The organism is Tessaracoccus caeni (assembly GCF_029211185.1).
GTDB classification, from domain to species: Bacteria; Actinomycetota; Actinomycetes; order Propionibacteriales; family Propionibacteriaceae; genus Arachnia; species Arachnia caeni.
In genome coordinates this window covers 99572-122972 of sequence record NZ_JARGDO010000007.1, presented here as the reverse complement: position 1 = coordinate 122972, position 23401 = coordinate 99572, and the positions used below count along the sequence as shown (strand labels likewise).

Sequence of the window (23401 nt, the reverse complement as noted above, 5' to 3'; positions counted from 1 at the left end):
CTCCGCAACTCTCACAGACACCTCACGCATACCTGCATGGCGCACATGCAAAAGGGGCGCCCCCGGAAAAACCGGAAGCGCCCCTTTGTTGTGAAGAGGATCAGTCCTCGTCGGACTCGCGCTTGTCCACCACCAGCGTCTCGGTGGTGAGCAGCAGCGAGGCGATCGACGCGGCGTTGGCCAGCGCGGAACGCGTGACCTTGACCGGGTCGATGACGCCGTTCTCGATGAGGTTCTGGTACTCGCCGATCTTGGCGTTGTAGCCGTTGCCGGGCTCCAGCTCCGCCACCTTGGTGGTGACCACGTAGCCGGCCTCGCCACCGTTCTCGGCGATCCAGCGCAGCGGCTCCGCGAGCGACTTGGCGACGACGGACACGCCGACCGCCTCGTCACCGTCGAGGCCGAGGTTGCCCTCGAGCACCTTGCCGGCATGGATGAGGGCCGAGCCGCCGCCGGCGACGATGCCCTCCTCGATGGCCGCGCGGGTGGCCGAAACGGCGTCCTCGATGCGGTGCTTCTTCTCCTTCAGCTCCACCTCGGTGGCGGCGCCGACCTTGATCACGCACACGCCGCCGGCGAGCTTGGCGACCCGCTCCTGCAGCTTCTCGCGATCCCAATCAGAGTCGGAGCGCTCGATCTCGGCATGCAGCTGAGCGACGCGGGCCGAAACCTCGGTGTGCTCACCAGCGCCGTCGACGATGGTGGTGGCGTCCTTGGTGACGACGACGCGACGAGCGCGGCCGAGCACCTCGAGGCCCACCTGGTCGAGCTTGAGGCCCACCTCAGGAGCAACCACCATGCCGCCGGTGAGGATCGCGATGTCCTCGAGCATGGCCTTGCGGCGATCGCCGAAGGCCGGGGCCTTGACGGCGACGGAGGTGAAGGTGCCGCGGATCTTGTTGACCACGAGGGTGGACAGCGCCTCGCCGTCGACGTCCTCGGCCACGATGAACAGCGTGCCCTTGGCCGCGATGACCTTCTCCAGCAGCGGGAGGAGCTCGTTCATCGAGGAGACCTTGCCGCTGTTGATGAGGATGTACGGATCCTCCAGCACGGCCTCCATGCGCTCGGCGTCGGTCACGAAGTACGGCGAGAGGTAGCCCTTGTCGAACTGCATGCCCTCGGTGAACTCCAGCTCGGTGCCGAAGGTCTGGGACTCGTCGACGGTGATCACGCCGTCCTTGCCCACCTTGTCGAACGCGTCGGCGATCAGGGCGCCGATCTGCTCGTCGCGGGAGGAGATGGTGGCGACCGAGGCCATGTCGTCGGTGGTGTCCACCTGACGAGCGTGCTCGCGCAGCTGCTCGACGACGGCGTCAACCGCCTTGTCGATACCGCGCTTCAGGCCGATCGGGTTGGCGCCGGAGGCGACCGCCCGCAGGCCCTCGTGCACCATGGCCTGGGCCAGCACGGTGGCGGTGGTGGTGCCGTCGCCGGCCACGTCGTTGGTCTTGGTGGCGACTTCCTTGGCCAGCTGAGCGCCGAGATCCTCGTAAGGATCCTCCAGGTCGACTTCCTTGGCAACGGTCACGCCGTCGTTGGTGATGGTGGGTGCGCCCCACTTCTTGTCGAGGACGACGTAGCGACCCTTGGGGCCGAGCGTCACCTTGACGGTGTTCGCGAGGGCGTCGACGCCGCGCTCAAGGGCGCGCCGTGCCTCCTCGTCGAATGCGAGAATCTTGGCCATCTGTGTGCGCGCCCCTTACTTGGAAACGACGGCGAGGATGTCGCGGGCGTTGAGCAGCAGGTACTCGTTGCCGTCGTACTTCACCTCGGTGCCGCCGTACTTCGAGAAGATCACGACGTCGCCCTCGGCGACGTCCAGCGGGATGCGGTTGCCCTTGTCGTCGATACGGCCGGGGCCGGTGGCGATGACCTTGCCCTCCTGCGGCTTCTCCTTGGCGGTATCGGGAATCACCAGGCCCGATGCGGTGGTCTGAACAGCCTCCAGCGGCTGGATGAGGATGCGATCCTCGAGCGGCTTGATCGTGGTTGCCACGTCAAACACCTTTCTTTCCACTCCGGCAGGTGCCGGACGATATGTTGACTCAATCTGAGTGGCCGGACGTCGTCGCGGTGCCGTCCGGACCGTTAGCACCCGACGGGGTCGAGTGCTAGAGGCAACGCTATACCGGAGTTAGCACTCAATCAAGCCGAGTGCCAATGGGCAGTGCGGCATTTCTCTTCCCCACAGGGTTGGGATTGGATGGACGACGTGAACCGCCCCTCCCCCACCTCACTGGCCGTGGTGATGCTGCTCAGTTCCTGCATCTCGCTGCAACTAGGCGCCGCGGTGGCCGTTCCCCTGATGGGCGAACTGGGCTCATGGCTCACCACCGCCGCCCGACTGCTGTTCGCCGCCGCGATCCTGACGGTGCTGACCAGGCCGGACGTTCGCTCCTGGTCGGGGGCCGACTGGCGGCGGGTGGTGCTGTACGGCGTCTCACTGGGCGGCATGAACGGAACCTTCTATGCCGCGATCTCCCGCATCCCCCTTGGGGTGGCGGTGACCATCGAGTTCCTCGGCCCGCTGGTGCTGGCCGCCATCTTGTCGCGGCGCCTGCGCGACCTGGGCTGGGTGCTCCTGGCCGGGGCCGCCGTCGCCGTGCTGGGGCTCGCCGGGCACGGTTCCGACGGGAAGCCGCTGGATCCGGTCGGCATGGCTTGGGCGCTGGCCTCGGCATTCTTCTGGGCGATCTACATCCTGGCCGGCAAGCAGGTGGCCGCCCATGTCAAGGGGCAAGGGCCGCTCGCGATGGGCACGTTGGTGGGCGGCCTGCTCATGCTGCCCTTCGCCGTCACCACGACACACCTGATCGTGGAGCGTCCCTCCTTCCTGCTGCCACTGATCGCGGTGGCCCTGTTGTCGTCGGCGATCCCGTACTCGCTGGAGCTGCGCGCTCTGGGCAGCCTGAACGCCCGGACCTTCGGCATCCTGCTCGCGCTGGAGCCCGTCGTGGCGGCGCTGTGGGGATGGCTGCTGCTCAGCCAGCACCTGACGGCGATCCAGCTCGCCGCGATGGCCGCGGTGCTCGCCGCGTCGGTGGCGACCACCATGAGTGAGCGGACGGGGTGACCCCGGGGGAACACTCGGCACCCGCTCCGGTAGTATCAGCCCCGTTCAGGCAGTCGAAGCCGGTGCGATCCCGGGACTGTCGCGCAACCGTGATCCCATGAAGGGGAGTCGGACCGCTGCCTGACAGGACGTTCTACTCCGTCGCGATACGCGGAAGGCTTGACCGACGGACTTAACCTAAGGAAGCGGGTCTCCGTGCTCAAGCGTTCGAGTCTGAAATATCTATCCATCGCGTCGGCAGCCGCGCTCGCCGCCGGCGTCGCCTTCACGACGCTGCCCGCGCAGGCCGCCCCGCCGGAGAGCGCCGGCGAGTGCGTCGACGCCGGCCTGGTGTGGGTGCACGTCGAGTTCGACGACCTCTACGGCGGCGCCTGCGCCGAGAACTTCGGCACCGCGGAGGAGGCCCTGCTGGACACCGGTCTGCTGGAGGCCCCCGGCAGCTACATCACCAAGATCGGGGACCGCGAGGCGGAGGAGCGCGAATGGTGGTCGGTCTACACCTTGGCCCCGGGCGATGACGGCACCTACGCCGGCGACTGGGCCTTCGCGGAAGTGGGTGCTGACACGCTCACCCTCACCGCCGGCGACGTCCTGGGCCTGGTGCTGCAGGAGGACTGGGACAAGTTCGAGGAGACCCATCCCCCGCTGGTGAACCCCTTCGAGGACGAGTGGCCCGAGCCGAGCCCGGAGCCCAGCGAGTCGGCCGACCCCGAGCCCAGCGAGACCCCGTCGGCGACGTCGTCCCCGTCGGCCACCTCGAAGCCCACGCCGACTCCGTCGAGCAAGCCCACCACCAAGCCGGGTCTCCCGAAGACCGGTAACTGACACGCGACGACGTTGCGTCCTGATCGCGGGGCGCAACGCACGCGGGCAGACCGATGGTGAGGCGGTATTCACCGACGCGACAGGCGGCGGCGCTCGGCGCCGCCGCCCTCGTATTCTTCGCTGCCTCCGCCCTGCCCGCCCGTGGGGACGACCCCTGGCGCGACGGCTGGTGCCGGGAGGGCGAGGGCCTGACGGTGGTCGTCGACTGGTTCAACGCTCCTGACGCCAGTCCGGAAGCTCCTGGAAACCAGGACGATCCCTCGGTGCTCGTGCGCTGCATCCCGTTGCCGGCGGAGGCGAAGAAGTTCCCGGCTCAAGGCGCCGACAAGTATCAGAGCGCACTGCTCTCCGCTGGTATCTCTTTCACGACCGACGGCAAGCTGATCACCGGCATCAACGGCATCGAGACCAACCCCAACGGTGAGCCGATGACCTACTGGCACTCCGGCGACGGCACGATCGACGGTTGGGGGAAGAGCAGCGTCGTATCCGGTGTGCTCATCGACCAGTTCTGGGCATGGACGCATACCGATCCGGAGAGCCCTGGCGGCAAGCCCATGCCACGCACCGCGCCCTCCTTCGATCCCGAGCCGTTCGAGCGACCCGACACCGAGGAACCGGACGACACCGAGAGCCCCGACGGCGAGCCATCCAGCACCGGGACGCAGCCATCGAAGGACTCCAGCAGCACGCCGTCGAAGACCCCCAAGCCGAGCGTGAAGCCGTCCACCTCGGCCACCCACAGCCCCAGCCCCAAGAAGTCGAAGAGCCCCAAGCCCACGCCCAGCCGCACGGTGAGGCCGAGCCCGACTAGGACACCGACACCGACGCGCACTCCGAGTGCAACGCAGCGCGCCTCTCGTACGCCGAGGCCCACCCCGACGCCTACTCCGACGCCGACGCCGAGCGTGTCCCCGTCGCCCACCGCCACCGTCGCGCCCAGTCCGACGGCGAGCGCCTCGGCGGTTCCGCAGGCCGTCGCCCCGTCCCCCACGCCGACGATCTGGGGCGAGGAGAACGCCGCTCGCGAGGCCTCCGACTACACGGTGCCCGAGTCCGCGCTGCCCTGGTCGCCCCTGTTCACCGTCGCCGGGATGGCCGCGGCCGTCGGGGCCTTGCTCACGGCGGCCGTCGCGGGACTGCGCACGCCCAAGCCCATCGTGGTGGAGGACGAATGAGGAAGCTCCTCACCGCCGCGATGCTCGCGGGCCTGCTTCTGTGCGCTGCCCCGCCCATCGCCCGAGCCGATACCCCGCCACAGGTGGCCGCGCTGTGCTCCGACGCGCCGAACGGCTGCTCGCTGCGCCACGACGCCTGGATGCGCGACGGCGCCACCTACTCGGTGGTGGTCACCGGCAATCCCGGGGTGCGCGTCGAGGTGGTGGTCTATCTGGCCACCGTCGAGAACGGCACGGTGACCGGACTCTCCCCCCTCATCACCGGCAACGAGGTGCTCACCGACTCCAGCGGCGTCGCACGCGCCACCGTCACCATCCCGCCGATCACCGACGGGCGCCCCGGCGGCTGGGCGTTGGTGAGCCTGGGGGGTGTCACGGCGGGCGACCTGGCCGACGCCATCGGCGGCTTCGTCGCCTTCGGCAGCCGCAACCCCACGTCGCTCGGGGACGGCTACGGCGACGTCAAACCCGCCGGCGCGATCCTCGACCTCCATCTCGTCGGCACGATTCCTGGCTCGCAGTTCGCCGTCGACTACGCCGACGACGAGGGCGTCTGGCGCGAGGCCACGGTTGATGGCGACGCAGCCAATCAGCCGACCAAGCGCCCCGACGAGGTGGCCATCGTGCGCTACCAGATGCCGCGCGGCCTCACCGCCGCACCGCATGCCTTCCGGCTGCGCAACGTGACGGCGGGGTCGTCGGACACCACCTGGCTGGCGACGCCGGGCACGAAGGGCACGGAGTCGGCGCGAGCGGAATGGCCTGTCCCCAGCCCGCCGGGCGAGAGGGTGGCGGACGCGGCGCAGCTGGTCGGCCGTCCCACCGTCGCGGTCAAGGCGGTGGCAGGTGGCATCGGGGGAGCGGCACTGCTGGTGGTGCTCGTCGGTACCCAGGCGAGCGCCCGAAAGCGGCGGCTCCGATGACCGCACCCCGACACGCCTCACTCCCGACGCCGACCGCGATACGGGCCCGCCATGCGGCTCCGATCGGCCAGGCGTCGCTCGCCGCGATGCTGCTCGCGCTGGGCGCGATGGCCGTTCAAAGCACCAACCCGCTGCTGATCGTCACGCTCGCCGCCGCCGTCACGCTCTGCGGCTGGCTGGTGGCGGGTCGGCGGCAGCTGATTCACAAGCGGGCCCGGTCGGTCGGGCTGCTCGCGCTGATGTGGTGGTTCCTCGTCCCGCTGCTGCTTCCCAGCAGCTCGGCGGGCCCCGTGCTGTTGTCTCTACCGACGACAGAGCTGGGGCCGGGCGTCACCGTCGGCGGCCCGCTCACACTGGGGGGCTTCGTCGAGGCGGCGACGTCCGGACTGAGGGCCTATGCCGTGTGCGTGCTGTTCGGGGTGGCCTGGCAGGCCTTCTCCGGCAGCGACTGGTGGCGGCTGGCGCGGGCGGCTCTCGGCCGTGGCGCGGAGTTGGTCGGGCCGTGGTGCTTCGTCGGCGACGCCACCGTCGCAGCGTGGAACAAGCGTCAGGCAGAGGCGGCGCAGGGCTGGTCGAAGCAAGCCGGCCTCGGAGCCACCCTCGCCATGGCGCGCGCCGCAGCCGATGGCGCCTCCCCCAACCTCGATCCAGTGTGGCGCGTGGTCGTTCGCGCCCTCCTGCTCGGGCTGCTCGGCATGTTGCCGGTGGCGCTTCTCGCGGGTGCGCTGCCAGGCTTCATGAGGGACCATTGGTCACCGCTCGACCTGACCGTCGTGATCCTTCTCGGGCTGCTGGTGGTCGCGTCTAGCGGACGGCTGTCAGGCGGCGCGACGTGGCCACTCGCTGGGGCAGCCATCCTCACGGCGGTGGTCTGGCTCGGGCGGGCTTGGCTTCCCGGGGAGGCGGCGTTGATGTGGTCGGCATCTGATGGGTGGCCCGAGGTGCCGTACGTCGCTCTCGTGGCGGTGCTCGCGCTGCCGGTGTCGCTGGTGCTGGCGGAGGTGGGGCGCGATGCTTGAGCTGCGCGAGGTCCGGGTGGCGCTGTCCGGGCGCGGAACGGTGCTCGACGGGGTGTCGCTGACGGCCGACGACGGGCAGGTCACCGCGCTGGTCGGGCCCGGCGGACGCGGGTACAGCACTCTTCTCAACGCCATCACCCGCCGCCTGCCGTTCGGCTCGCAGCACTCCGGCAGCATCCTGCTCGACGGCGTCGACCTGCTCCAGGCCGACCCCGGCGACGTCGCCTCAAGAGTGCTGCTCGTCCGACCCGACGACGCCGACCCGCGCACCGTCGGCGAGGCGCTGGACGAACTGGGCGCAGACCCGCGCGACTACGGCCTCGACGAACGCCGCGACCGCACCATCGCGTCCCTTCCCGCCGACCTGCGCGCCCGCGTCGCCCTCGCGCGCCTCGAGCTGGAGCCGCCGCGCCCCGTCGTGCTCGCCGACCAGCTGATGGCCGCCGCCGATCCGCTTCTTCGTCGCGATCTCGGCGAAGCCCTGCGCGCCCGCGCGGCCGACGGCGCCCACGTGCTGTGGGCCGAGCACCAGTTGGACGCCGTCTGGGAGTTCGCCGACGCGATCATCGAACCCGGCCATCCGACGACGCCCGCCGACAGCTGGAAACCCTCCACCGTGCGCGAACCCACCCTGCTGACGCTGGCCCGCATCTTCCGCCTCCCACAGGACCGCTGCCGCACCTCGGCCGACGTGCGTCGCCTCATCGGGAATCCCGCCCTGACGAAGCCCGTGCCGTCATCCAAACGCACCGCCCGAACCCCCGAGGTGACCGTCGACGCGAGCGAGATCGCGCTCACCGGACGCGCCCTCGATCTGCTCTCCGGCGAATGCGTCGGCATCGTGAGCCGCGACGGCAGGGCCGAGCCCGTCGCCCGTCGACTCGCCTCCCGTCTGCGGGCGACGCGGGTGCCGAGCGTGCTCCCCGACCACCTCACCCCCGCCGAGGTGGCGCACGACTGGGATGCGCGTCACCGCACCCGGACCGCCGCCGAGCTGCGCACCGTTCCCGGCATCCGGCCATCCACGCCCTTGTCGGAGCACAGTTCGAGCGAGCTCGCCGCGCTGCGGCTGCTCCTGGCCAGGTCGACGGCGCGGGCCGTCTGGCTGCCGCAACCCCAGCTGGGCCTCGACCAGGCCGGACAGATCGCCGCCCAGCGCGAGCTGTTCGGAACCACGCCCGGGATTCGGATCGTCACCACCCGCGACATCGAGTTCCTGGTGCGCGCCTGCAACCGGATCGCGGTGATCGAGGGCGACGAGATCGTCGCGTTCGGATCCCCCGCCGCCGTGCAGCACCAGCTGCCCACGCCGCCGCTCACCGCCCAGGCCCTCGTCCATTCGGCCCCCACTCGCCTGAGCGAGATCATCGAATCGGTGGCGGCGGGAGGCGCGGCATGATGCGCCCGACGATGCCCGTCACCGGAGCGTGGCCCCGCACCGTGCTGTGGGTCACGCTGACCGCCGGCCTCGCCTGGGTGGCCTGGCCGATCTGGGGCTCGGCCACCGTCGCCGACTCCGCCGCCCAATCGAGCGAGGCCCCGTGGGTGCTCGCCGCCCTCTGCGCGCTGCTCCTGCTGCTCGGCTTCGCCCTCTGGAACAACGCGGGGCGGACGCTTCGTCCCTTCGCCCCTGCGGCCCTGCTAGTGGCCGCCGCGACACTGACCCGCGCCGTGCTGCATCCGGGGTCGAGCGGCATCGAGTTCGGCTACGCCTTCCCGCTGCTGGCCGGCATCCTGATGGGTTCGCCGGCGGGCTTCCTCACCGGAGCCGCCGCGGCGCTGGTGTCGTCGCTGGTCACCGACACCATCACGGTGCACCTCGTCGCCCAGACCCTGGTGTGGGGGCTGTGGGGTCTGGCCGGCGGCGTGTTGCGCCCGCTCGGCACCACATCAGCCTGGCTGCTGGGCGCCCTGCTCTGCCTGCCGCTCGGCCCCGTCTCGGGCCTGCTGCTCAACCTCACGACGTGGCCGGCCGACCAGTCCGACAACGCCACCTTCCTGCCCGGTCTCGGCGCGTGGGAGTCGGCGATCCGGCTGGCGCGCTACTGCTGGGAGACCTCCTTCGGCTACGACCTGATGCGCGGCATCGCCAGCGCCGTCCTTCTGTTGCTGATCGGGCGCCCTCTTCTGACGGCGCTGCGGCACAGCCACGACACCCGCACCCTGCCAGTCGAGCCCCTCGACGGCCCACCCCCGGCGGTATCCCCGCACGCCGTCCAGCGTCGCGCCAAGAACGCCGCCCTCACTACCCTTTGGACCCCCGACACGGACACCTCGCGAGGAGACCCCGATGACTGAACCGAACCGCGCGCCGCTCAGCGACGACGAGATCGCCTGGGCCAAGCAGACCCTGGACCGCTTGGCGGCCACCTTCAGCAAGACCGTCGTCGGCCAGCCGCAGCTGCGCAAGGCCCTGCTCGTGACGCTGCTCAGCCAGGGGCACATCCTGCTCGAGTCGGTGCCCGGCCTGGCCAAGACGCTGGCGGCCAGCACCCTGGCCCGCTCCGTCGACGGCAGCTTCGCACGCGTGCAGTGCACCCCCGACCTGCTGCCCAGCGACATCATCGGCACCCAGATCTTCGATCAGTCCTCCGGCGGCTTCACCACCGAACTCGGCCCGGTGCACGCCAACTTCGTGTTGCTCGACGAGATCAACCGCTCATCGGCCAAGACCCAGTCGGCCATGCTGGAGGCGATGCAGGAGCGCCAGACCACCATCGGCGGCCGCAGCTACCCGCTGCCCGACCCGTTCGTCGTGCTCGCCACCCAGAACCCGATCGAGGAGGAGGGCACCTACGTGCTGCCGCAGGCGCAGCTCGACCGCTTCCTACTGAAGGAAGTCGTCGCCTATCCCAGCCCCGACGAGGAGTTCGAGGTGCTGGGCCGCAGTGAGTCGGGCACCTTCGAGCACACGACCACCGCCTGCGCGAGCACCGACGACGTGCTCCGGCTGCAGGAGCTGGCCAAGCGGGTGCGGGTGGACGACGCGATCAAGCGCTACATCGTCGAGCTGGTCAACATCACCCGACGCCCCGCCGACTTCCTCTCCGGCGACCAGGCGCGCGCCATCGAGTACGGCTCCAGCCCCCGGGGTGCGCTGGCCTTCCTGCACACCGCCCGCGCCTCGGCGCTGCTCGACGGCCGCAGCTACGTCACCCCCAGCGACATCACGGCCATGCGCCACGGCGTGCTGCGGCATCGCCTGATCCTCACCTTCGAGGCGCTGGCCGAGCGCGTCCGCCCCGAGGAGCTCATCGACGCCATCTTCGCCGCCGTCCCTACGCCCTAAGGAAGCACTGAAACCCCACGTCTATGGCCCGAGTCACCCGCATTCAGCGCGCAGTCGCCCTCGCGATCCGGCACAAAGTGTCGGATCCGCTGGAGGGCGTCCACGCGTCGCTGCACGTGGGCCGCAGCCTCGACTTCAACGACCTGCGCGAGTACGTGGTGGGCGACGAGGTCTCCGACATCGACTGGCGGGCCACCGCCCGCAGCGGCACCCTGCTGGTGAAGCGGCACATCGCCGAGCGGCGCAGCACGCTGCTGATCGCCGTGGCGACCGGGCGCGACATGGCCGGACTGGCGACGCCCGACGCGCGGAAGGTCGACGTCGCCCTCGACGCCGCTGCCACGCTGGGGGTGCTGGCCACCTCGTTCGGCGACTACGCCGGCGCGCTCTGGTGCGACGGCGAGACCACGCGCGCCGCCCGGCCGTCGACCCGGCTGGTGGAACTGGAGCGCCAGCTCGGCCTGGTGGAGCGCACCATCGCGCCCGACGCCCAGCCCGTCCGCACCTCAGAGCTGCTGGCCACGGCCGCGCGCACGTTGCGCCGTCGCGCGGTGGTCGCCGTGATCGCCGACGACGTCACCATCTCCGCGGATCTCGAGTCCCGCATCCGCCGCCTCGCCGCCCAGCATCAGGTGCTGTGGCTGACGGTGCCCGACGTCGATCCCACCGATCCTGCCCTGGGGGGCCGCCCGCTGCTGGACCTGGGCGAGCAGCGCCTCCTCCCCGATTGGCTCGACGACGAGGAGCTGCGCCGCGAGGTGCGGGAGGACCGGGCTCGGCGGGCCGAGAGACGCTCGTCGAAGCTGAGCCGGCTGGGCGTCGCCGAGGCCGTGCTGAGCGATCCTTCGCGCGTGGCGCTGGACGTGATCTCCCTGGTGAGGAGGCAGCGCCGTGCCCGGTGATCTCCTCCTGCTCGAACTGCACCCGCCCATCGCGCACAGCTGGTGGTGGTGGCTGGTGGTGGCCGGCCTCGTCGTGACGGCGCTGACGCTGGGCGCCGTCGGGATCTGGCGGTGGCGGATGCTCAGCCGGCCCCGAGAAGAGAGGATCGACGACTCGCTTACCCAGCTGCGCGACGCGGCCCTGCGCCGGATCGACCGCATTCGGGCGTCCGACGCGCCCAGCTCGGAGCGCGTCCGCCTGATCGGCCGCGCGGCACGGGAGTTCGTCGGCACCGTCGGCGACGGCGACGCCGACTATCAGTCGGCGGCGCAGCTGCGCGTCGAGGCGCTGAAGGATCCGCGTCTCGAACCGGTGGCCGCCCTGGCCGCCCGGGTGGACGCGCACGCCTTCGGGGGCACCGACGACGCGGCCGCCGACGACCTCGCCCGCGCGGCCAAGGAGGTGATCCAGGGATGGCGCTGACCCAGCCGTGGATCGCCCTGGCCGCATTGATCGCCGTGGCGGCGGTGGTGCTCGTCGCGCTCACCCGGCGCCCCGGCATCGTCTCTGGAACGGGCGACCCCGTGGCCGGAGCCGCGCGGATCAGGACGCTGCCCCGCTTCACGGCCCTGGCCGCCCGTCGCGCTCGGCTGCTGCTGGCCCAGTTGCTGGGGCTGATGCTGGCGGCTCTCGGCGCCACGCTGGCCGTCGCGCGCCCCGTCGAGTCGCAGTCGGTGGCCGACGAGCGCACCAACCGCGACATCGTGCTCTGCCTCGACGTCTCGGGCTCCATGTCGAATCTCGACCGACAGATCGTCGACGCCTATCTGGCCCTCGCCGCCACCCTCGACGGCGAACGGATCGGCTTCGTCGCCTTCGACGCCTCCGCGATCACCATCTTCCCGCTCACCGACGACGCCGCCTACATCCAGGAGCAGCTGACGGAGGCGAAGAACTGGCTGGACGGCCGGATCGTGCCCGGCACGCAGATCGGCGAGGGCACCTCGCTGATCGGCGACGGCCTGGCCAGCTGCGTCTCGCGCTTCGACGTGCCCGAGACAGATCGGTCGCGCACCATCGTGCTGGCCACCGACAACCAGGTGGCCGGCCGGCCGATCTTCACGCTCGACCAGGCGGTCGGCCGCGCCGCCGACCGCAACGCCCTGGTGTACGGCATCGCGCCCGCCGACAACACGCCCAGCGTCACCAAGGAGCTCACCGAGGCGCTGCGCGGCACCGGCGGCGATGTGCTGCTGCTCGCCCCGCAGACCGACGTGAGCACCATCGAGTCGGCGGTCAAGGCCCAAGAGGCCAAGGCGCTGGCCGGGGCACCGAGGCACCACGCCGTCGATCTCGTCTGGCCGGGCGCGGTCCTGATGATCCTCGGGCTGGCGCTCGCCGGGGCGGCCTGGGTGAGGGGGCGGAAGCGATGACCTTTACTCCCTTGTGGTGGCTGCTGGCCGTCGCCGCCGTGGCGACGGTGGGCTGGCTAGTCGTCGGCCTGCGCTCGGGCGACGCTCGGGATGGCTCTTGGTGGCGGCGCTTGGCCGTCCTTGTCCTCGTCGCCGGCATGGCCCTGCAGCCTGCCCTCGGACAGGCCGATCGCGAGCCCGAGCCACCCGCCCCGCTCGACGTGCTGTTCATCGTCGACCGCACCACCTCGATGGGCGCCGAGGACTACGACGGCACGAGGCCCCGCATCGAGGGGGTAGCGGCAGACGTGGAGGCGCTGGTCGGCGCGCTCGGCGCCGCCCGCTACTCGGTGATCACCAGCGACAACGTGGCCCGGGTCGCCGCGCCCTGGACCACCGACGCCTCCGCGATCGTCAGCCTCGCCCGCACCGTCGGCTGGCGCGACGAGGCCTACGGCACGGGTAGCGACATCGGCGCCGCCGCGGAGGTGGCCCGCGAGGCCCTGAGCGCCGCGACCCAAGCAAGGCCGGGCACCAAGCGCTTCGTCGTCTACCTCGGCGACGGCGAACAGACCGCCGACGATGCCCCCGGCTCGTTCGCCGGCCTGCGCGACCTGGTGGACGGCGCCCTGGTGCTCGGCTACGGCACCGATGAGGGCGGGCGGATGAAGCAGAGCCCCGCCTCCGACGAGTTCGTCACCCGGCGCGGCGAGGCTCAGCTCTCGCGCATCGACGAGGCGGCCCTGCGCACCATCGCCGACGAGCTCGGCGGCGTCTACGAGCACCGCACCAAGCCCGGCCCGATCTCGTCCCCGCTCCCGGCACCGAGCGTCGCCGTGATCCAGGGCAGCCAAGCCGACTCGTTCTCGCTCGCCTGGGTGCTCGCCCTGATCGCGCTCGTCCCCCTGGGCTGGGAGCTGTTCCGCACCGCCCAGGCCTGGCGTGGCGCGCGCCGGGAGGTGACCGGGTGAGAACAAGAGACGCCGTGCGCGCACGCCGTTGGCTATGGGCGACGCTGATCCCCGCGCTGGTCATGCTCGGCACCGCCGCCTGGCTCGCCGTCCAGCTGACCGCCGTCCAGGTGGGCACCGCGCAGTCGCGGGCCGGCGACTACGCGGCCGCCGAACGCTCCTTCGCACTCGGCACACGGGCCTCCGTCGTCGAGCGCTGGATCCCTGTCTTCGACCACGGCACCGCCCAGTACCACCAGGGCCTGTGGGACGGCGCGGCCGCCGACTTCGAGCGCGCCGCCGGCCTGGCTCCCGCCGACGCGCAGTGCCGCATCCGGTTGAACTGGGCGTGGTCGCTGGAGGCGGGTGCCGACGAGTTCCTGGCCAGCGACGACATGCCCGGCGCGATGGTCCGGCTCCAGCAGGCCCAGCTGATCCTCTCCACCGCCAGGTGCCCCGGCACGCTCTCCCCCACCGACGACGCCGGCACCCCGCAGGGCACCCTGGAACAGCAGTGGGACGATACGCGAGAGCGCATCGAGAACAAGACCGACGACGCGCCGCCCGTCGACGATGACGAGAACGAGGGCCGGGACGAGAACCAAGACTCCGACCTGGCCGACCGCCAACAGCAGGCCCAGGAACAACGCCAGCAGCTGGAAGACCAGACCACCGCCGTCTCCCCCGACGACGGCCAGCGCACCTGGTGATAGAAAAGAAACACCCATCTATGGAGAGGGAAACCCATCGTGACAACCCAGATCAAACGCGTTTCGACGGCGCTGCTGACGGCCTTCGCGCTGTTCCTCACCACCGTCGTCGCGGCCCTGCCGGCCCACGCCGACAGCAGCGTCGCGTCCGATGGCCAGAGCATCCAGCGGGCCGCTGACTGGATCAAGAAGCAGTGGGACACCAATCAGATCTCTGATACCGGTTCGCTGGTGGACGCCATCATCGCCCTCTCGTCGGCCAATCAGCACCAGGGCACGATCGACAAGATGGTCACGAAGCTGGGCACCGACGGTGCCGCCTGGGCGAAGAGCCCGGACCGGATCGCCAAGGTGCTGATCGCCGCGGACGCAGCCGCCGTGAGCGACCCCGTTCACGTCCTCGGCAAGAGCCGCGACCTCGCCAAGGAACTCATCGACGCCGTCGAGACCAAGAAGTCCCTCGGCACGTGGGGGCCCTACCTGATCACGATCGCCTTGGAGCGCACGGGACGCCTCGACGACCTCAGCAGCAACGGCATGGACTACCTGCTCAGCAAATTCATCGTCACCAACGACGGCGGGTTCAGCTACATGCCGGGCGATACGGCCGACGCCGACTTCGTCGGGATCGGGCTCTCGGCCGCGAATGTGCTGGCCCGGAGCAGCAGCGTGAGCGCCGCCGCGAAGAAGCGCGGCCGGGATCTGGTCAAGGGTGCGGTCGCCTGGACCAAGGCCCATCGCGAGACCGATGGCGGCGACTACTACTGGGTCACCTATTCGTCGGCGAACACGACGGGCATGATCGCGTCGGCGCTGGCCGAGGCCGAGGAAAACGTCGAGTCGCCGAAGCGCGTGCTGAAGAGGCAGCAGGCGAAGACCGAGAGCAAGTCGGCGTGGTCGTATGTGCACGACGGTGAAGACGACGACCTGATGGCTACCACCCAGGCGATCCTCGGTGTCACCGGAAAGGGCTACGCGACGGCCAAGCTCTCGCGCATCACGTCCTTCTCCAGCACGGCCACCCCGAAGATCTCGGGCACCGTCCAGGTGGGGAAGAAGCTGACGGCCAAGACGGGTACCTGGTCACCGAAGCCCAGTTTCAGCTACCAGTGGTACCGGGACGGCAAGAAGATCAGCAAGGCCACCAAGTCCAGCTACACGCTGACGTCGTCGGACAAGGGCACCAAGATCACGGTGAAGGTGACCGGTAAGAAGTCGGGCTACACCAGCGTCACCAAGACCTCCAAGAAGACGGCGTCGGTGAAGGCCGGCACGCTGTCGACCAAGACCCCGACCATCAGCGGTACCGCAAAGGTGGGCAAGAAGCTGACGGCCAAGACCGGCACTTGGACCAGCGGCACCAAGTTCAGCTACCAGTGGTACCGCAGCGGCAAGAAGATCTCGAAGGCCACCAAGTCCACCTACACCGTGTCCAAATCCGACAAGGGCAAGACCATCACGGTCAAGGTCAAGGGCACCAAGTCGGGCTACACCAGCGTCACCAAGACCTCCAAGAAGACCTCAAAGGTCAAGTAACGCTCTTTGAGGTGCGAAGGCGCTGGGCGAGGAACGAGCCCCGAAGCCGTAGCCTCGAAAAGAGCCAGCCGACAGCCGGACAACAGTCCCTGCCATGAGTCGCGCTGGCTCTTTTCGAGGCTCCGCTGCGCTCCGCACCTCAAAGAGCGTGGAGGGTGCTTCGCGCTCGTCTCGATTGTCGAGGCTACGCTGCGCTCCGCACCTCAAAGAGCGTGGAGGGTGCCCCGCGCCCGTCTCGAAGCACAGGGATCCCGGGGCGCGGCCGCTTGCCCCGTCGGACCAGGTGGGCAAATGACGAGCAAGCGGTGGTGAAATGACGAGCTGCATCTGGGCAAATGACGAGCTAGGCCTGGGGAAATGACGAGATCCAACGCGCCCCCGAGCTGATCATCGCCCTCAAGGCCGCGGTCGATCGCGACAAGCGTCCAGGCCGGTTCCTCGTCACCGGATCGGCGAACCTGCTCGATCTCGCCGCCACCCACGAGTCTCTGGCGGGACGTGCCCAGCCGCTCACACTCCACTCACTGAGCCAATCGGAACTGGACTCACAGGCCACACCATTCATCGACCAGGCGTTCGACGGCGAGCGCTTCCTCAGGCACACCAGCCCACTCACCCGCGCAGACTACCTGCAGCGCGCATGCGACGGCGGCTACCCCGAGGCCCTGGCACGCTCCTCTACCACCCGTCGCGAGGAGTGGTACGAGACCTACCTGAGCCAGATCGTCAACCGTGACGCGATCGACATCTCCGGGCTTCAGCGGCTCGCCGATCTGCCCCGCCTGCTCAGGATGATCGCCGCACGTAGCGGCAGCGGAATGGTGTGGAGTTCGTTGGCCAACGACGCCGGGATGCCACGGACCACCCTCGACCCCTACGTCCGGCTGCTCGAGACCCTGTTCCTGATCCACCCCCTGCCTGCCTGGAACACCAACCTCACCTCGCGCGAGGTGAAGCAACCCAAGGTCTTTCTCCTCGACACCGGCCTGGCTGCGAGTCTGCTCGGAGTGACCCCGGACGCGATGGCACCAACCGTGCCGAACAGCCCGGCCGGGGGTCTCCTCGAAGGCCTCGCCGTCGGCGAGCTGCGCCGCCAACTCGGCTGGAGCGCGCAGCGCGCACGGCTGTATCACTACCGAGACCAACGCGGCGCAGAGGTGGACGTCGTGTGCGAGGCACCCGACGGCCGGGTCATCGGCATCGAAGTCAAAGCGGCCGCTACGGTGCAACCAAAGGATCTCACCGGCCTTGCCCTGCTCCGTGAGAAGCTCCAAGACCAGTTCGTCGGCGGCTACGTACTCTACACGGGCCCCACAGCCCGCATGGTCGCCGACCGCGTCACCGCCCTGCCCATCGATGCCCTCTGGCGATGATCCCACGCACGCCCTTTTCGAGGCTCCGCTACGCTCCGCACCTCAAAGAGCGTGGAGGGTGCTCCGCGCTCGTCTCGATTGTCGAGGCTCCGCTGCGCTCCGCACCTCAAAGAGCGTCGACGATCTAGGATCGAAGCCAGTATCCGTCACCGTCGGGAGGTTCCGTGAAGAGGCTCGTCGCTGTGTTCAGCGCGTTGGTCGTCGCATTCCTGCTGGCGTTCTCCCCTGCTGCGGCGCGCGCCGACGGGGAGAGCAACGAGGTGGGAGCCTGCCTGAGTTCCGGCCAGGTCTGGTTGGTGGTGACCACGGAGACGGGCGACGTGATGTCCAACCAGTGCGTCGGCACTCCCCGCGACGGGGAACAGGCGCTCGCGACCGGCGGCATGGAGATCCAGTTCTCCAAGAAACGCCTGATCTGCACGCTGTCGGGTCACCCGGAGCAGTGCCCCAAGACCTTCGACGGGCACTCCTACTGGAGCTACTGGCACGGCGCACCGGGCGAGGACTACGTCTACTCCCAGGAGGGCCCACAGACCCGCGCGCCCGGCGCCGGCACCATCGAGGCCTGGTGCTACTCCACCAAGGATCACGAGTGCGCACCGCCACAGCTGCTGATCGTGAACAACGGCGCCGAGGTGCCGCCTCCTCAGGGAACGACCGCCCTCGACCTGCCCGTCACCCAACACGCCGCCGTGAGCGTGCCCAGCACCACGCCGTGGGGAGTCATCGCCACCGTGGCGGTGATCGTCGTCGTCTTCGGGGCGTTGATCGTCTGGCAGCGGTCGCGACGCAAGGGCTCCGACGGCGCCATCGGCGGCCGCTGACCGCCCGCTCCGTTGCGCCTTGCGACCGGATTTCGGGCGCCGAAGTGGTCGAACGACGCACGGGAGCGGCGGCACTAGGGAAGTGCTGATTAATGGGGTGCCGTCCCTAAGGACGTGCCAGGCGGGATGAGATACGTCGCCTAGATCTTGTACGCGTATCGGGAATACGTGATCCACGAGATAGGTGGCGTAGGTCGCCCGCGTGGCGCGCCGCAGCAGGTGGCCCATTGATCAGTGCTTCCCTAGGATCGGGCACATGCCACGCCTCCTGCCACGGGTCGCGCCCTCTCCCGAGACGACGGCGGCCGCCGCGACACTGCCGTCGGCCGACCTCGCTCGGCTGCTGCGGTTCGTGCATCCCTGGGCGTGGTGGGCGTGGGCGCTGAGCGTCGGCGGGGCAATCAGCCTCACCACGAACCCCCTTGTCATCGTGCTGCTCGCGGCCACCGTCGTGCTCGTGGTGGTGCAGCGACGCCCGGACACCCCGTGGGCGCGGTCGCTGAAGATCTACCTGTACATGGCGCTGTTCATCGTCGTGATGCGGTTGTTCTTCCAGATCGTGCTCGGCGGCATCCGCACCGGCACGGTGCTGTTCACGCTGCCGTCTGTGGCCCTGCCGGCCTGGGCTGCGGGCATCCGCCTGGGCGGGTCGGTGACCGTCGACGGGCTGGCCTTCGCCGCCACCGACGCCATCCGGCTGGCCGCGATGCTGCTCTGCGTCGGCGCGGCCAACTCGCTGGCCAACCCGCGCACCGCGCTGAAGTCGGTGCCCGCCGGGCTGCGCGACATCTCCACCGCCATGGTGATCGCGATCTCCCTGATCCCGCAGCTGATCGCGTCGGTGCACCGGGTGCGACGTGGCCAGCGGCTTCGCGGCGGGCGTCGGCGCGGCCTCAAGGCGCTGCCGGGAACGCTGATACCCGTGCTGGAGGACAGCGTCGAGTCGTCGCTGCAGCTGGCCACGTCGATGGAGGCCCGCGGCTATGGCCGCACCCGGGTGGCGGGTCAGCGTCGGCGGGGAAGCCTTCCCCTGCTCGGGGCGTTGTTGTGCCTGCTGTTCGGCGTCTACGTGCTGCTCGGCGTGCCCGCCACCGGTGACGGGATGCTCGGACTCAGCGCCACCGCTCTGCTGGCCGTCGGCCTGCTGGCGGTGGGCCTGGCGCTGACCATCTGGGGCATGCGCGCCTCCAGCCATCAGCTGGGCGTCACGCGCTACCGCCCCGCGCCTTGGGGCCGGCCGGAGTATGTGACGGTGGCCTGCGGGCTGGCGGGCTTCGCCGTCGTCGCGTTCATGGCCTCGCAGCTCGGCTCCCCCGACGCGATGAACCCTCCGGCGACGCCCTTCCGCTGGCCCACGCTCCCCCCGCTCACCCTGGCAGCCGCAGCGCTCTTCGCGCTGCCAGGCTTCGCCACCCCCGTCTCGAGGGCCACCGCATGATCGAGTTCGACGATGTCACGATCACCCAGCCCGACGCCGCCTCGCCGGTGCTGCGAGGGGTCACGGGCGTGATCCGCGAGTCGGACCTGTGCGTCGTGATCGGCCGCACGGGCACCGGCAAGTCGACGCTGCTGGGCGCGATCAACTCGCTGGTGCCCACCACCACCGGCGCCACCATGTCGGGGCGTATCCGGGTGGCCGGACGCGACATCACCGGCACCCGCCCGCGCGAGCTGGCCGACCTGATCGGCTACGTCGGCCAGAACCCCATGGCGGGCTTCGTCACCGACGTCGTCGAGGACGAGGTGGCCTACGGCATGGAGCAGTTGGGGCTATCACCGTCGACCATGCGCAAGCGCGTCGAGGAGACCCTTGACCTGATGGGCATCGCCGAGCTGCGACGCCGACCTCTCGTCGAGCTCTCTGGAGGGCAGCAGCAGCGGGTGGCGATCGCGGCGGTGCTGGCCTCGCAGCCTCATGTCCTGGTGCTCGACGAGCCCACCTCCGCACTCGATCCCAACGCCGCCCAGGACGTCCTTGCCGCGATCTCGACGCTGGTTTACGACGTGGGCCTGACGGTGGTGCTGGCCGAGCACCGGCTGGAGCGCGTCATGCACACCGCCGACTCCGCCCTCTGGCTGCCCGGCGACGGCTCGGCCGTGTTCGGACCCACCGCAGAGGTGCTGGGACAAGCCGACGTGCAGCCGCCCTTGGCCGAGCTGTCCGGTGTACTGGGCTGGCCGACGGTGGCCACCAGCGTTCGCGACGCACGACGGAAGGTGCACGAGGAGGGGCCGCGAGTCGTGCTGCCCGACCTGCCGGAGGACAGCGTCGGATGGAGCGACGACGGCCTCACCCGGGTGCTGGAGGCGCGGAGTCTCGCGGTTCACTACGGCCAGTTGCGTGCCGTGTCAGCGGACCTCGACCTGCACGCCGGCACCGTCGTCGCGCTGATGGGTCGCAATGGCTCGGGCAAGTCGTCGCTGCTGTGGGCGTTGCAAGGCGCGGTGGCCAGCACGGGTTCGCTCACCATCTCTCCCCCGGGGACCGCCCCGGGTTGCGTCGGCTCCCGAGCTGGCGACGGCCTTCCCGGCGGAGCACGAGCTGGCGACGGCCCACGCACCAGCGCTGCGGGTTCCGTCGGCGCGCGAGCGGACGAACGCGGAATACGAGCAGGCGTGGGCCCACGCGCGGCCGTACCGAAAGGCCCGGTGGGCGGCAGCGGCGCGGATCCGCGTCGGGTCAGCGATGCGGAGGCGCGCGCGTTGATCTCTCTCGTGCCGCAGACTCCGGCGGACCTGCTGTATCTGCCCAGCGTCGGTGAGGAACTGAGGCAGGCCGATCGGGAGTCGCATGTGGCGGAGGGCACGACGCGCTCCATCCTGAGGCGGCTCGGCGCAGACCTGCCCGACGACCGCAACCCCCGCGACCTCTCGGAGGGCCAACGGCTGGCTCTGGTGCTGGCCATCCAGTTGGCCGCGCGACCCACCGTCGTCTGCCTCGACGAACCCACTAGGGGCCTCGACTACCAGATGAAACACGAACTGGCCGCCATCGTGCGCCAGCTCGCCGACGACGGCGCCTGCGTCGTGATCGCCACCCACGACGTGGAGTTCACCGCCCAGGCCACCGACCGCTGCGTGGTGCTAGCCGACGGCGACATCGTCGCGGACGGCCCCACCCGCACCGTCTGCTGCGCCTCCCCCGGCTTCTCCCCGCAGGTAGCCAAGGTCTTCCACCCGCACGACATCTTGACCGTCGCCGAAGTCGCGGCCGCCCTCCGATCCCAGGGCCTGACCCCATGACCGACAAACCCGACCAAAGGCCCCCTCACTCGAGCACCCAACCCCACCATGGGTCCCTGAGGGATGCCCGCCCTTCGCAGGATCTGGAGACGAACGGAAGAGCGGCGGGCATCGTCTCGAAGGGCGGCGCACGCCTCGACGCGACATCGGCGCTCATGCTGGTTATCACGTCGGTGATCGCGGCGATGGCCTTCTTCTGGCCGTTCTTCGTGGTTCCCTCCGCCTCTCTCGACGGGAACTCGCTGTCTCCCTTCATCTTCGTGGTGCTGCTGCCCGTGGTGATCGGGATCGTGGTGTCTCAGCTCAGCCGGGGCACGATCGACCCGAAGTCGCTGGCCATGCTCGGCGTGCTGACGGCCCTCGGCACGCTCGCCCGGCCGCTCGGCGCGGGCACGGCGGGCATCGAGTTCACGTTCATTCCGCTGATCCTCGGCGGGCGGGTCTTCGGGCCGGTCTTCGGCTTCCTGCTCGGCAGCACCACCCTGCTCACCTCCGCCATGCTGACCGGAGGCGTCGGGCCTTGGTTACCGTTCCAGATGCTGGCGGCGTCCTTCGTCAGCATGGGCGCCGGCCTGCTGCCGCGAGCCAAGGGGTGGTGGGAGATCGCGCTGCTCGCCGTCTACGGATCGATCAGCACGACTCTCTACGGCTGGCTGGTCGACCTTTCCTTCTGGCCCTTCAACGTCGGCCTGGCAACGGAACTGAGCTACGTCGCCGGCGCACCCATCCTGGAGAACCTGCACCGCTTCATGCTGTTCAACCTGGCCACGTCGATGGCCTGGAACCTCGGCCGGGCGATCACCACCATCATCACCCTCGCGCTGATCGGCAAACCGCTGCTGCGCATCCTTCGCCGCACCAACCGCAAGGCCACCTTCGCCCCCGGTTAGTCCCGAACACGATGAGTAACGCGCACTCGTCACAACTCCCACAAAGCCGAGATCGGCATCCCCCACAGACGGTCACCGAAACGCAGCCCCTCAGCGGCCATGCCCAGCACTATTCCGCCCGCGAACCGGTCGCCGAGCCTGTCGCGGACAAACCGCAGCCCCTTGAAGTGCTCCGGCTTGTAAGTGGCCGACGACTTCACCTCAATCGCGAGGACGCGACCATCATCCAACTCGACGATGAGGTCTACCTCCACACCATCCCGGTCGCGGTAGTGGAACACCTCGAACTCGACATCGCTCCACCCCTGTTGCTTCAGCAGTTCGCCCGCCACGAACGCCTCCGCGATACCGCCGATCCGCGTCGATGTGAGGCTCTCCAACTGTTGGGACGTCGTCCGCGTGAGCCGCATCGCCAGCGCCGAATCGGAAACGAACACCTTGGGCCGACCGATCTCGCGCTTGGTCAGATTCGCCCCCCAAGGCTTCAAGAGGTCTATCAGATACGTCGCCTCCAACGCATCGAGATAGGTACCGATCGAGTTCTGCGGAATCGCCGACTGATCCGCCAACCGGGCCTTGACCAACTCCCCCGCTTGATTGCTGGCCAGCAACGTCGCCACGCTCCGTATCCGGGCGGCCTGCCCACCACCCGGAAGAGACGGCGCGTCGCGCTCCAGGATCCGCTCCAGATAGCCATCCAACAAGAGAGACCGCATCCGGCCTTCCACCTTCAACGCCTCAGGAAAACCCCCCGCAGCGAACGCACGCACATAGTCGGGCCTGGCCCACTGCGTGCTCACCCGATCGACATTCTCAGCAGCCCCAAGAACCCGCGCGACGAAATCATCCCGCCGGCCCTGAATCTCTCCTTGGCTCAACCCCCGCAACCGCAGCGACACGGCCCTCCCGGCCAGGGAGTCCGTCTCGCCCTTGACCCTCAACAGGTTCGCAGAACCTGTCAACAGAAACCGCCCAGGAACCCGGTTCCTATCCACCGAAGCCTTGATCGTCCGCAGCAACGCAGGCTGCAACTGCACCTCATCGATCACCAAAATGCCGTCTGGGAACTGCTCGACGAACCCCACCGGATCCTCCTCGGCCGCCCCCCGCACCGCCAGATCGTCCAAGGTCACCTGACGGGCCTCACGCCCCTGCACAAGCATCCCGGCAAGAGTGCTCTTGCCCACCTGGCGCGCGCCCTGCACCACCACGACCGGGAATGTCCCCAACGCACCTGCGCCCACGTCCAGGAGACCACGACTCAGCAACAC

At 69.7% G+C, this 23401-nt stretch carries 22 protein-coding genes; 19 read left to right on the top strand and 3 right to left on the bottom strand.

Features of this window, described 5'->3' with window-relative positions; genetic code table 11:
* Positions 1-100 precede the first annotated feature (100 nt).
* Together groL and groES are read right to left on the bottom strand one after the other, a co-directional pair.
* The gene (groL, locus tag P0D62_RS08130) at positions 101-1687 is read right to left on the bottom strand and encodes a chaperonin GroEL (RefSeq protein ID WP_275702132.1); all 1587 of its coding nucleotides are present in this window, start codon (positions 1685-1687) and stop codon (positions 101-103) included.
* A 15-nt stretch (positions 1688-1702) separates the two neighbouring features.
* Positions 1703-1999 (bottom strand): co-chaperone GroES, encoded by a 297-nt coding sequence (gene groES, locus P0D62_RS08125; protein ID WP_275702131.1) that lies wholly within the window; start codon positions 1997-1999, stop codon positions 1703-1705.
* A gap of 207 nt (positions 2000-2206) precedes the next feature.
* On the opposite strand from groES, the gene P0D62_RS08120 reads away from it, so the two are divergent.
* The 19 genes from P0D62_RS08120 (at position 2207) to P0D62_RS08030 (ending at position 22130) form a co-directional block, all read left to right on the top strand.
* Entirely contained in the window at positions 2207-3076 is an 870-nt protein-coding gene (locus P0D62_RS08120; protein ID WP_275702130.1) for an EamA family transporter, read from the top strand.
* A 195-nt stretch (positions 3077-3271) separates the two neighbouring features.
* Positions 3272-3901, top strand: coding sequence for a hypothetical protein (locus tag P0D62_RS08115; RefSeq protein WP_275702129.1), 630 nt, complete (start codon positions 3272-3274; stop codon positions 3899-3901).
* A gap of 53 nt (positions 3902-3954) precedes the next feature.
* Positions 3955-5079, top strand: a complete 1125-nt coding sequence (locus P0D62_RS08110) for a hypothetical protein (RefSeq protein ID WP_275702128.1) — start codon at positions 3955-3957, stop codon at positions 5077-5079.
* Entirely contained in the window at positions 5076-6002 is a 927-nt protein-coding gene (locus P0D62_RS08105) for a hypothetical protein (RefSeq protein WP_275702127.1), read from the top strand. Before P0D62_RS08110 ends, P0D62_RS08105 begins: the two co-directional genes overlap by 4 nt.
* Positions 5999-7021, top strand: coding sequence for a hypothetical protein (locus P0D62_RS08100; RefSeq protein ID WP_275702126.1), 1023 nt, complete (start codon positions 5999-6001; stop codon positions 7019-7021). Before P0D62_RS08105 ends, P0D62_RS08100 begins: the two co-directional genes overlap by 4 nt.
* Positions 7014-8420, top strand: coding sequence for an ATP-binding cassette domain-containing protein (locus P0D62_RS08095; protein ID WP_275702125.1), 1407 nt, complete (start codon positions 7014-7016; stop codon positions 8418-8420). Before P0D62_RS08100 ends, P0D62_RS08095 begins: the two co-directional genes overlap by 8 nt.
* Positions 8417-9319, top strand: coding sequence for a hypothetical protein (locus P0D62_RS08090; protein ID WP_275702124.1), 903 nt, complete (start codon positions 8417-8419; stop codon positions 9317-9319). Before P0D62_RS08095 ends, P0D62_RS08090 begins: the two co-directional genes overlap by 4 nt.
* Positions 9312-10310, top strand: coding sequence for an AAA family ATPase (locus P0D62_RS08085; RefSeq protein WP_275702123.1), 999 nt, complete (start codon positions 9312-9314; stop codon positions 10308-10310). The genes P0D62_RS08090 and P0D62_RS08085 overlap by 8 nt, the downstream gene beginning before the upstream one ends.
* A 23-nt stretch (positions 10311-10333) precedes the next feature.
* Entirely contained in the window at positions 10334-11212 is an 879-nt protein-coding gene (locus P0D62_RS08080) for a DUF58 domain-containing protein (protein ID WP_275702122.1), read from the top strand.
* Positions 11202-11675, top strand: coding sequence for a DUF4381 domain-containing protein (locus P0D62_RS08075; RefSeq protein WP_275702121.1), 474 nt, complete (start codon positions 11202-11204; stop codon positions 11673-11675). The genes P0D62_RS08080 and P0D62_RS08075 overlap by 11 nt, the downstream gene beginning before the upstream one ends.
* Positions 11666-12625 (top strand): vWA domain-containing protein, encoded by a 960-nt coding sequence (locus P0D62_RS08070; protein WP_275702120.1) that lies wholly within the window; start codon positions 11666-11668, stop codon positions 12623-12625. The genes P0D62_RS08075 and P0D62_RS08070 overlap by 10 nt, the downstream gene beginning before the upstream one ends.
* On the top strand, positions 12622-13575 hold the full coding sequence (locus P0D62_RS08065) for a vWA domain-containing protein (protein WP_275702119.1): 954 nt from the start codon (positions 12622-12624) through the stop codon (positions 13573-13575). Before P0D62_RS08070 ends, P0D62_RS08065 begins: the two co-directional genes overlap by 4 nt.
* Positions 13572-14264 (top strand): hypothetical protein, encoded by a 693-nt coding sequence (locus tag P0D62_RS08060; RefSeq protein ID WP_275702118.1) that lies wholly within the window; start codon positions 13572-13574, stop codon positions 14262-14264. The genes P0D62_RS08065 and P0D62_RS08060 overlap by 4 nt, the downstream gene beginning before the upstream one ends.
* A gap of 39 nt (positions 14265-14303) precedes the next feature.
* Positions 14304-15800 carry a hypothetical protein gene (locus tag P0D62_RS08055; protein ID WP_275702117.1) on the top strand — a complete coding sequence of 499 codons (1497 nt, stop codon included), beginning with the start codon at positions 14304-14306 and terminating at the stop codon, positions 15798-15800.
* Between the two features lie 365 nt (positions 15801-16165).
* The gene (locus P0D62_RS19105) at positions 16166-17173 is read left to right on the top strand and encodes an ATP-binding protein (protein WP_319946996.1); all 1008 of its coding nucleotides are present in this window, start codon (positions 16166-16168) and stop codon (positions 17171-17173) included.
* Between the two features lie 164 nt (positions 17174-17337).
* Positions 17338-17997 carry a hypothetical protein gene (locus P0D62_RS08045; RefSeq protein WP_275702116.1) on the top strand — a complete coding sequence of 220 codons (660 nt, stop codon included), beginning with the start codon at positions 17338-17340 and terminating at the stop codon, positions 17995-17997.
* 256 nt (positions 17998-18253) lie between these two features.
* Entirely contained in the window at positions 18254-19435 is a 1182-nt protein-coding gene (locus P0D62_RS08040; protein WP_275702115.1) for a CbiQ family ECF transporter T component, read from the top strand.
* Positions 19432-21240, top strand: a complete 1809-nt coding sequence (locus P0D62_RS08035) for an ABC transporter ATP-binding protein (protein WP_275702114.1) — start codon at positions 19432-19434, stop codon at positions 21238-21240. Before P0D62_RS08040 ends, P0D62_RS08035 begins: the two co-directional genes overlap by 4 nt.
* A gap of 155 nt (positions 21241-21395) precedes the next feature.
* A complete protein-coding gene (locus P0D62_RS08030) occupies positions 21396-22130 on the top strand; it encodes an ECF transporter S component (protein WP_275702113.1) in 735 nt (244 codons plus the stop codon).
* Between the two features lie 29 nt (positions 22131-22159).
* On the opposite strand, the gene P0D62_RS08025 is transcribed toward P0D62_RS08030, so the two are convergent.
* Positions 22160-23374 (bottom strand): ATP-binding protein, encoded by a 1215-nt coding sequence (locus P0D62_RS08025; RefSeq protein WP_275702112.1) that lies wholly within the window; start codon positions 23372-23374, stop codon positions 22160-22162.
* Positions 23375-23401: the final 27 nt, after the last annotated feature.

Coding starts and splice junctions, on each gene's coding strand:
- groL (WP_275702132.1), bottom strand. CDS start 1,687: ATGGCCAAGATTCTCGCATTCGACGAGGAGGCACGGCGCGCCCTTGAG.
- P0D62_RS08120 (WP_275702130.1), top strand. CDS start 2,207: ATGGACGACGTGAACCGCCCCTCCCCCACCTCACTGGCCGTGGTGATG.
- P0D62_RS08110 (WP_275702128.1), top strand. CDS start 3,955: ATGGTGAGGCGGTATTCACCGACGCGACAGGCGGCGGCGCTCGGCGCC.
- P0D62_RS08105 (WP_275702127.1), top strand. CDS start 5,076: ATGAGGAAGCTCCTCACCGCCGCGATGCTCGCGGGCCTGCTTCTGTGC.
- P0D62_RS08100 (WP_275702126.1), top strand. CDS start 5,999: ATGACCGCACCCCGACACGCCTCACTCCCGACGCCGACCGCGATACGG.
- P0D62_RS08095 (WP_275702125.1), top strand. CDS start 7,014: ATGCTTGAGCTGCGCGAGGTCCGGGTGGCGCTGTCCGGGCGCGGAACG.
- P0D62_RS08090 (WP_275702124.1), top strand. CDS start 8,417: ATGATGCGCCCGACGATGCCCGTCACCGGAGCGTGGCCCCGCACCGTG.
- P0D62_RS08085 (WP_275702123.1), top strand. CDS start 9,312: ATGACTGAACCGAACCGCGCGCCGCTCAGCGACGACGAGATCGCCTGG.
- P0D62_RS08080 (WP_275702122.1), top strand. CDS start 10,334: ATGGCCCGAGTCACCCGCATTCAGCGCGCAGTCGCCCTCGCGATCCGG.
- P0D62_RS08070 (WP_275702120.1), top strand. CDS start 11,666: ATGGCGCTGACCCAGCCGTGGATCGCCCTGGCCGCATTGATCGCCGTG.
- P0D62_RS08065 (WP_275702119.1), top strand. CDS start 12,622: ATGACCTTTACTCCCTTGTGGTGGCTGCTGGCCGTCGCCGCCGTGGCG.
- P0D62_RS08040 (WP_275702115.1), top strand. CDS start 18,254: ATGCCACGCCTCCTGCCACGGGTCGCGCCCTCTCCCGAGACGACGGCG.
- P0D62_RS08035 (WP_275702114.1), top strand. CDS start 19,432: ATGATCGAGTTCGACGATGTCACGATCACCCAGCCCGACGCCGCCTCG.
- P0D62_RS08030 (WP_275702113.1), top strand. CDS start 21,396: ATGCTGGTTATCACGTCGGTGATCGCGGCGATGGCCTTCTTCTGGCCG.